The following is a 7,722-nucleotide window of genomic DNA, read 5'->3' as shown; positions in this document are numbered from 1 at the left end:
GGGCGCGGATAATACAGCCACCCCGCCAGATCGTCGCGATCTCGCCACGGTTGAGGGTCCAGCCAAACTCCGCTGCCGCCGCATCCATCAGCTGAATTCCCTGGGCGTAGGCGATGATCTTGGAGCAGTAGAGCGCATCCCGAATGTCGTTGATAAAAGCCGCTTTGTCGCCGTCAAAAGACACATCTGCCGGGCCGGGGAGGACGGTGCTTGCGGCCACGCGCTCGTCTTTTAGGGCGGAGAGGCAGCGAGCAAACACGGCCTCGGTGATGCCGGTGACGGGAATGCCAAGATCCAGCGCGTTCTGGCTCGTCCACTTTCCCGTACCTTTTTGCGCGGCTTTGTCCAGCACAAAGTCGACTAAATGGCCGTCGGTGAGCGTGTCTTTAGTCTCGAAAATCTGGGTCGTGATCTCGATCAGGAAGCTGTCCAGATCGCCCTCGTTCCACTCGCCAAATGTCTTAGCCAGCTCCTCATTGCTGAGGCCACAGACATTTTTCAGCAGATCATAGGCTTCAGCGATGAGCTGCATGTCGGCGTACTCGATACCGTTATGGATCATCTTGACGTAGTGGCCCGCGCCGTCCGCCCCGATATAGGCGACGCAGGGGACGCCGTCCACTTTAGCAGAGATCGCCTCGAAGATCGGCGCGATGCGCTCGTAGGCATCGCGCTGGCCGCCGGGCATGATGCTCGGGCCGTTGAGAGCGCCCTCTTCGCCGCCGGAGACGCCTACACCTAAAAAGTTCAGCCCCTTGGAAGTGAGATCTTTGTTACGGCGCTGGGTGTCGGTATAGAGCGAGTTACCGCCGTCAATGAGCGTGTCGCCCGGCGAGAGCAGCGGAACCAGCTCGTCAATGACCGCGTCTACAGGCCCGCCCGCTTTCACCATAATTAAGATCGTGCGGGGCGCTTCCAGAGCCTCGACCAGCTCCTTTAGACTATGTGCCCCGACAAACGTCCCCTCGGTGCCAAAATCGGCGATAAACTCGTCTACTTTGTTAGCGGTACGGTTGTGCACCGCGATAGGGAAGCCATGGTGGGCGACATTGCGGGCGAGGTTCTGTCCCATGACAGCGAGGCCGGTAAGGCCAAAGTGAGGTTTCTGACTCAAAATATGCTCCGTGTTGAGAGATTCGCCCTCATTCTACCGCACCTGCCTAGTTGCAGAGAAGATTGACATTCGGTTTATCTGTGATATACTGCCCTCTTTGGTGGCTGGAGTATTTTAGCCACTCTAAATTCCAAATGGCGGGGCCGCTTAAAAATGACCCCGCGCCAAAGCCGGGTGGTGATCAACACCATCAGGACCTGGAGAAAAAAATGGCCCGAGAATCTTGGAAGACGCGCGAAGCGCGGCGCATCGCCACCGTGGCGAAGTACGCCGACAAGCGTGCAGAACTGAAGAAGAAGGGCGACTACGAAGCGCTGGCACTTTTGCCGCGTGACGCGTCGCCGTGTCGTGTAAAGAATCGCTGCTCCATCACGGGGCGTGCTAGCGGTTACATGCGAAAGTTTGGCGTCTCTCGCCAGACCTTCCGTGAGCTGGCCCACCGTGGTCTTATCCCTGGCGTCCGCAAGGCGAGCTGGTAATTTTAAGGAGCAACGACCATGGTAATCAACGATCCTATCGGCGACTTGCTGACCCGTATCCGCAACGCCCAAAACGCCAACCACGACTCGCTTGAGATGCCCTCCAGCAAGATCAAGCTAGAGATCCTGCGCCTGTTGCAGGCCGAAGGCTTCATCACGAAGTACGAAGTGGTTGAAGATACCCCCCAGAACCGAATTAAGGTCACCCTCAAGTACGCTACGGGCGTGGGGCAGAAGCGCTTTCCTGTTATCCAGGGCCTCAAGCGTGTCTCCAAGCCTGGTTTGCGCGTCTACGCTCCCGCGGACAAGATTCCTTCTGTCAAGCGTGGTCTTGGCGTCGCGATCTTGACGACCTCCCGTGGTGTACTGACCGGCAAACAAGCGAAGAAACAGGGTGTGGGCGGGGAAGTCCTAGCCTTTATCTACTAAGCACGGTGATCGTGACTCCGGCGCGATGCCGGAGGGAGTAACCAAAAATGTCCCGAATTGGAAAACAACCTATAACGCTGCCTGCGGGTGTGACAGTAAAGGCGGAGGCCGATGGCCTTGTCAGTGTCACGGGCCCTAAAGGTACGCTCTCGCGGCGCGTCTCGCCCCGCATGACCCTCTCGGTCGAGGGAACCACGCTCAGCGTCATTCGCCCCACCGATTCTGATGACGACCGCGCACAGCACGGGCTCGTCCGCACCCTGGTGAACAACATGGTGGTGGGCGTCTCCGTAGGCTACCAGCGCGTTCTGAACGTCACCGGTGTTGGATACCGTGCAACCGTGGAGGGCGGAAACCTCGTCCTCAATGTCGGCTACTCGCACTCCGTAACCGTGACCCCGCGTCCTGGCATCACCTTTACGACGGTCGTCGATCCTGCGACTCGTATGCCGGTGATCACGGTGGTCGGTATTGACAAAGAAGTGGTTGGCCAGCAGTCCGCCGAGATCCGCAAAGTCCGCAAGCCTGAGCCTTACAAGGGCAAGGGTATCCGCTACAGCGACGAGATCGTACGTCGCAAGGCAGGTAAGTCCGGCAAGGCCGGTAAGGGCGGCGCTAAGAAGAAGTAACACCCGGTAGGGGGGCGGGCGCTCCTGCTCCCTGCGGAAAGGCAAGTAAATGAGTTTGAATCGAAATGCGACGCGTCTTCAGCGTCACACACGCATCCGGAAGCGGATGCACGGGGATGCGCAGCGTCCTCGGCTGAGTGTTTACCGTTCCCTGAATCACATCTACGCTCAGATCATTAACGATGAAGAAGGCCGCACTCTGGCAGCCGCATCTTCGCTAGACAAAGATCTGCGGGTTGCTGCCAACGGTGGTAACCTCGAAGGTGCGCAGGCGGTTGGTAAGCTGATCGCCGAGCGTGCTCAGGCAGCGGGTGTCACCAAAGTGGTCTTTGACCGTGGTGGCTATCTCTATCATGGACGCATTAAGTCATTGGCTGATGCGGCCCGAGAAGGCGGACTGGAGTTCTAAGGTATGGCAAGAATCAATCCTGATGCGCTCCCTAACCTGGAGGGGCGCGTCGTTCGGACGAATAAAGTCCAGAAAACCAACAAGGGTGGCCGGACCATGTCCTGGTCCATTCTGGTCGTGATGGGCGACGGCAATGGTCATGTCGGTGCAGGCATCGGCAAGGCGCGTGCTATCCCGGATGCAGTGCGAAAAGGCGAGGAAGATGCCAAGAAGAACCTGATCAAGGTTCCGATTGTCAATGGAACCATCCCGCACGAAGTCCTGGCGATGCATGGCGCTTCTGAAGTCCTGCTCAAGCCTGCTGCGGCAGGTACCGGAGTGGTGGCGGGCGGCGCAGTGCGTGTGTTGCTTGAGGCCGCGGGTGTCCATGACGTTCTGGCAAAGTCCATCGGGTCCAACAACCCGGTCAACAATGCCTGGGCAACCATGAAGGCATTTGCGCAGCTCAAAACCGTAGATGAGTACGCTGCTTTACGCGGCAAGTCCGCTGACGAAGTTCGCCGTGGCTCTGCGGAGAACGCAGTCGCGGTAAAGGAGGAGAGCGGAGATGGCGCTTAAAGTCACTCTAGTCAAGAGTCCTATTGGATTTGAGAAGTCACAGGGAGCAACCGCTCGTGCACTGGGTCTAACCCGGCTTGGCCGATCGGTTGAGGTTCCTGATAACGCTTCCGTCCAAGGAATGGTTTTCAAGATCAAGCATATGGTCACCGTTGAGCAAGTCGAGGAGGCTGCCAAGTGAATCTTTCCGATCTTTCGCCCTCTGAGGGCTCACGACACCGCCGCAAGCGGATCGGTCGTGGTGTGGGTTCGGGCCATGGTAAGACCAGTACACACGGTCACAAGGGGGATAAAGCCCGTGGCACCGTGCGTCCTGGTTTTGAAGGAGGTCAGACACCTCTGCACCGCCGTCTGCCAAAGCAGCGTGGTATTGGTACTGGTCTGACAGCGCGTGGTTTTAACAATGGCCGCTTCAAGACCCACTACAATATCGTCAACCTGGGCAACTTAGATGCTCGTTTCGAAGATGGCGCTACGGTGGATCCTGAGTCTGTCCTGGCTTCGGGGCTTGTTCGTAGCAACGGTCTGCCTCTGAAAGTGCTGGCCGAGGGAACGCTCACCAAGAAGCTGACCATCAAGGCACATAAGTTCAGCGGGAACGCTCAAGCGGCTATCGAAGCGGCGGGCGGCACCTCTGAAGTCCTCTAGGCTCTCCTAAAAAGAGCAGTAATTCGCGAGGCCGGGAACGTTTCCTGGCCTCGTTTTGATACAATAGACATCATGCTTGAAAAACTCGCAGCGGCTTGGGCAGTTCCGGACATCCAAAAACGTCTGATCTTTGTCCTGAAAGCCTTTTTGGTCTACGTCATCGCATCTCATATCCCCATGGCGGGGATCAATCACGACGCTGTTAATAAGCTCGTCTCTCAGGGACTCCTGAACGCCTACGACGTGTTCTCGGGTGGGGCGCTGAAGCGCGTCTCGATCATCGGTCTCTCGCTGATGCCCTATATCAATGCCTCCATCGTGATGCAGCTACTCACCGTGGCCATCCCACAGCTTCAGGCGCTCTCTAAAGAAGGCGAGTCGGGACGCAAGCAGATCAACAAGATCACGCGCTACGCCAGCATCGGGCTTGGCTTTGTGCAAGCTGCGGGTCTCTACAACATGTTTGCCAGCGGCGGAGCCATCCCGAAGGGCATCTTCCCGATGCTGATGATGATGGTCGTGATGACCTCAGGCACCATGTTTCTTCTCTGGATGGGCGAGCAGCTCACCGAGAAGGGGATCGGCAACGGAACCAGCCTGATTATCTTTGTGGGGATCATGATCTCCATTCCCAACCAGATCATCATGACCTTCAAGCTGGTGCAAGAAGGCGCGGTCTCGATCTTTGGTGTGCTGGGCATGGCAATTCTCTTTCTGGCCTCGATTGTCGGGGTGATCTACATGACCCAGGGAACCCGGCGCATCCCCGTGCTAAATATGCGCAAGGTGACTGCGGGGGGCAAGATGACCGCCAGTGGCCAGTCGTACCTGCCGCTGAAAGTCAATACTGCTGGGGTGATCCCGATTATCTTTGCGATGTCTATCCAGCTTTTTCCGCAGACATTCCAGCAGTTCTTTCCCCGGGAGAGTGGGCCGTTTGGTCAGTTTCTCTACGATGCAACGATGTGGCTGAATCCGGGAAGTGGCAATATTGTCGCGTCTCTGATCTTTGCCGCTCTGGTGATGTTCTTTACCTATTTCTACACTGCTGTCCAGTACGACACCAACGATATCGCCGACAATCTGAAGAAATACGGCTCGCTCATTCCGGGAGTGAAGCCGGGTAAGCCGACTGCAGAGTATCTCGATACCGTTCTGACGCGAATTACCCTGGCTGGGGCTGTGTTTCTGGCGACCATCTCTCTGATGCAGTACTGGGCACCGATCTGGACGGGCACAGGGATCAAGGGGCTCTCGATGATCGGGGGCACCTCGCTGCTGATCGTGGTGGGAGTGGCACTGGAGACCATGACGGCCATTGAGGCCCAGATGGCGATGCGCAACTACGAGGGCTTTATCAAGACCCGTCCTAGTGACAGTGACAACATGATGCGGGGCCGGATGCGATAGCCAGTGCGTCTGATCTTGCTTGGCCCACCAGGGGTGGGTAAGGGAACCCAAGGGGCACGTCTGAGCCAGGCGCTCGGCGTGCCCTCGGTTTCGACAGGGGCGCTACTGCGAGAGCTAATCGCCTCAGGTGCGGAGACGCCGCTCGTTCAGGAAGCCCGGCAGATTCTCAGCGGTGCGTTTGTCTCCGACAGTTTTGCCAATGCCCTGGCGTTCTCGGCGATTGCGGGACAGCCTGGGTTTATCCTCGATGGCTATCCGCGCAGTCTGGGGCAGGCAGAGGCTTTGGAGAGGTTTCTTGAGTCCCAGGGGGTGACACTCGACGCCGTGCTTCTTCTTCGGCTCTGTGAAGAGGCCCTAGGCGAGCGTGTGGCAGGGCGGCGGCTCTGTCTGGGCTGTGGGGCCACCTACCATGTAAGAATCGCTCCTCCGAGGCGTGAGGGGCTCTGTGATCGGTGTGGGAGTCGGCTTGGGCTACGCCCGGAGGACGATCAACCTGAAAAGCGTCGGCTGCGTCAGCAGCTCTACGAGACCCAGACAGCACCTCTGATTGCCTTTTATCAAGGCCGAGGATTGCTCCAAGAGATAGATGCTGAGGGGCTACCCGAGGCAGTTTTTAGAAAAGTTTGCGAAAGCCTCCGTGGTTTGATATAATCGGCGATTGTGTGCCACTGTCTTTGAAGGTCAGTCTGGCAGACACACGAGCGGGGGTTGACTAACAAAGAAAGAACAGTATGGCAGGAAGAAGTGGTGGCTATCGGCCTGGTGGACGACCAGGCGGTGGACGGCCCGGCAGCGGACGGCCCGGTGGTGGCAGTCGCGGCGGCAGTGGGGGACGTACGCCAACTCCTCCGGTCTCAGATGAGCCGGAAAAGGAGCAAGGCATCGAGGTGCAGGGGACGATTGTCGAGAACTTGCCCAACACGATGTTCAAGGTGAAGCTAGAGAGTGGGCACGAGGTGCTGGCACATATCTCTGGTAAGATCCGGATGCACTACATCAAGATCCTGCCTGGTGATCGTGTTCTGGTAGAGCTCTCGCCCTATGACCTTACACGAGGTCGCATTCTCTATCGCTACCGATAGGGAGGTTTATAAAAATATGAAAGTTCGAGCATCCGTTAAACCCATCTGTACCAACTGCAAAGTGATCAAGCGAGAAGGCGTTCTGCGCGTTATCTGCAAAAATCCTAAGCATAAGCAGCGTCAGGGTTAATTTTCAGAGGAGTAAAAGTCCGTGGCACGTATTGCTGGTGTAGACCTGCCCCGCGACAAAAGCGTGGAGTACGCTTTGCCTGATATCTTCGGAGTCGGCCTGGCCGGTGGCCGAGTGATTCTGGAACAAGCAAAGATTGACCCCCGTAAAAAAGTTGCGGAATTGACGGAGACGGAAGTCTCCACCCTGCGCGATATTATTGAAAAAGAGTGGCGCGTTGAGGGAGACCTGCGGCGTCAGATTGCGATGAACATTCGTCGTCTGCAGGAGATTCAGTGCTATCGCGGCCTGCGACATCGCCGAGGGCTACCCGTTCGTGGGCAGCGCACTTCGACGAACGCTCGTACCCGCAAAGGCCCCAAGCGCACTGTGGGCGCCAAGAAGAAGAAGAAATAGCGTATGGCACGAAAAACAACGGCTCAGGCTGGACGTGGCAAGCCCAAGGTTCGCAAGAACATTGCGGTGGGAGTCGCGCACATCCAGAGCACTTTCAACAACACAATTATCACCCTCACCGATACCAAAGGCGAAGCGATCTCCTGGTCTTCGGCGGGTCAGGTAGGGTTCAAGGGGACCAAAAAAGGCACCCCCTTCGCCGCACAGCTGGCTGCTGAAAGCGCCGCTCGCAAGGCGATGGAGCATGGCCTCAAGCGTGTGGATGTTCTTGTCAAGGGGCCAGGTTCTGGTCGTGAGACAGCTATCCGCGCTCTGGGCCAGGTTGGACTCGAAGTTAGCCTGATCAAGGATGTCACGCCGCTGCCGCACAACGGCTGCCGTGCCCCTAAACGTCGTCGCGTGTGAGTGTGGCTCTGGAGATCAGAGCCAACTTGTAAA

14 protein-coding genes are annotated in these 7,722 nt (G+C 57.3%); 13 read left to right on the top strand and 1 reads right to left on the bottom strand.

Annotated features, from left to right (window positions below; genetic code table 11):
* The coding region (gene gndA, locus AC1XOS_RS17355) for an NADP-dependent phosphogluconate dehydrogenase (protein ID WP_481963482.1) at positions 1–1,072 on the bottom strand (1,072 nt) is incomplete at its 3' end.
* A 251-nt stretch (positions 1,073–1,323) separates the two neighbouring features.
* On the opposite strand from gndA, the gene rpsN reads away from it, so the two are divergent.
* From rpsN to rpsK, 13 genes are all read left to right on the top strand, one after another.
* Positions 1,324–1,593 (top strand): 30S ribosomal protein S14, encoded by a 270-nt coding sequence (gene rpsN / locus AC1XOS_RS17350; RefSeq protein ID WP_481963481.1) that lies wholly within the window; start codon positions 1,324–1,326, stop codon positions 1,591–1,593.
* Between the two features lie 18 nt (positions 1,594–1,611).
* The gene (gene rpsH / locus AC1XOS_RS17345) at positions 1,612–2,022 is read left to right on the top strand and encodes a 30S ribosomal protein S8 (RefSeq protein ID WP_481963480.1); all 411 of its coding nucleotides are present in this window, start codon (positions 1,612–1,614) and stop codon (positions 2,020–2,022) included.
* 47 nt (positions 2,023–2,069) lie between these two features.
* Positions 2,070–2,651, top strand: a complete 582-nt coding sequence (gene rplF / locus AC1XOS_RS17340) for a 50S ribosomal protein L6 (protein ID WP_481963479.1) — start codon at positions 2,070–2,072, stop codon at positions 2,649–2,651.
* A gap of 49 nt (positions 2,652–2,700) precedes the next feature.
* Entirely contained in the window at positions 2,701–3,060 is a 360-nt protein-coding gene (gene rplR, locus AC1XOS_RS17335) for a 50S ribosomal protein L18 (protein ID WP_481963478.1), read from the top strand.
* A gap of 3 nt (positions 3,061–3,063) precedes the next feature.
* A complete protein-coding gene (rpsE, locus tag AC1XOS_RS17330; protein ID WP_309714375.1) occupies positions 3,064–3,618 on the top strand; it encodes a 30S ribosomal protein S5 in 555 nt (184 codons plus the stop codon).
* Positions 3,608–3,799 carry a 50S ribosomal protein L30 gene (gene rpmD / locus AC1XOS_RS17325; RefSeq protein WP_481963477.1) on the top strand — a complete coding sequence of 64 codons (192 nt, stop codon included), beginning with the start codon at positions 3,608–3,610 and terminating at the stop codon, positions 3,797–3,799. Before rpsE ends, rpmD begins: the two co-directional genes overlap by 11 nt.
* Positions 3,796–4,266, top strand: a complete 471-nt coding sequence (gene rplO, locus AC1XOS_RS17320) for a 50S ribosomal protein L15 (protein WP_481963476.1) — start codon at positions 3,796–3,798, stop codon at positions 4,264–4,266. Before rpmD ends, rplO begins: the two co-directional genes overlap by 4 nt.
* A 72-nt stretch (positions 4,267–4,338) precedes the next feature.
* Entirely contained in the window at positions 4,339–5,676 is a 1,338-nt protein-coding gene (gene secY / locus AC1XOS_RS17315; RefSeq protein WP_481963475.1) for a preprotein translocase subunit SecY, read from the top strand.
* 3 nt (positions 5,677–5,679) lie between these two features.
* The gene (locus AC1XOS_RS17310; RefSeq protein ID WP_481963474.1) at positions 5,680–6,327 is read left to right on the top strand and encodes an adenylate kinase family protein; all 648 of its coding nucleotides are present in this window, start codon (positions 5,680–5,682) and stop codon (positions 6,325–6,327) included.
* A 230-nt stretch (positions 6,328–6,557) separates the two neighbouring features.
* The gene (gene infA, locus AC1XOS_RS17305; protein WP_309695437.1) at positions 6,558–6,758 is read left to right on the top strand and encodes a translation initiation factor IF-1; all 201 of its coding nucleotides are present in this window, start codon (positions 6,558–6,560) and stop codon (positions 6,756–6,758) included.
* A gap of 16 nt (positions 6,759–6,774) precedes the next feature.
* Positions 6,775–6,888 (top strand): 50S ribosomal protein L36, encoded by a 114-nt coding sequence (gene rpmJ, locus AC1XOS_RS17300; RefSeq protein ID WP_481963473.1) that lies wholly within the window; start codon positions 6,775–6,777, stop codon positions 6,886–6,888.
* 21 nt (positions 6,889–6,909) lie between these two features.
* Positions 6,910–7,284: a 30S ribosomal protein S13 gene (gene rpsM, locus AC1XOS_RS17295; protein ID WP_184202910.1), complete on the top strand. Its 375-nt coding sequence runs from the start codon at positions 6,910–6,912 to the stop codon at positions 7,282–7,284.
* Positions 7,285–7,287: 3 nt separating this feature from the next.
* A complete protein-coding gene (gene rpsK, locus AC1XOS_RS17290; protein ID WP_309714381.1) occupies positions 7,288–7,689 on the top strand; it encodes a 30S ribosomal protein S11 in 402 nt (133 codons plus the stop codon).
* Positions 7,690–7,722: the final 33 nt, after the last annotated feature.

Source organism: Armatimonas sp., assembly GCF_964826245.1.
Note: the sequence above shows the minus strand (reverse complement) of the source record. Positions and strands in the feature narration are given on the sequence as shown.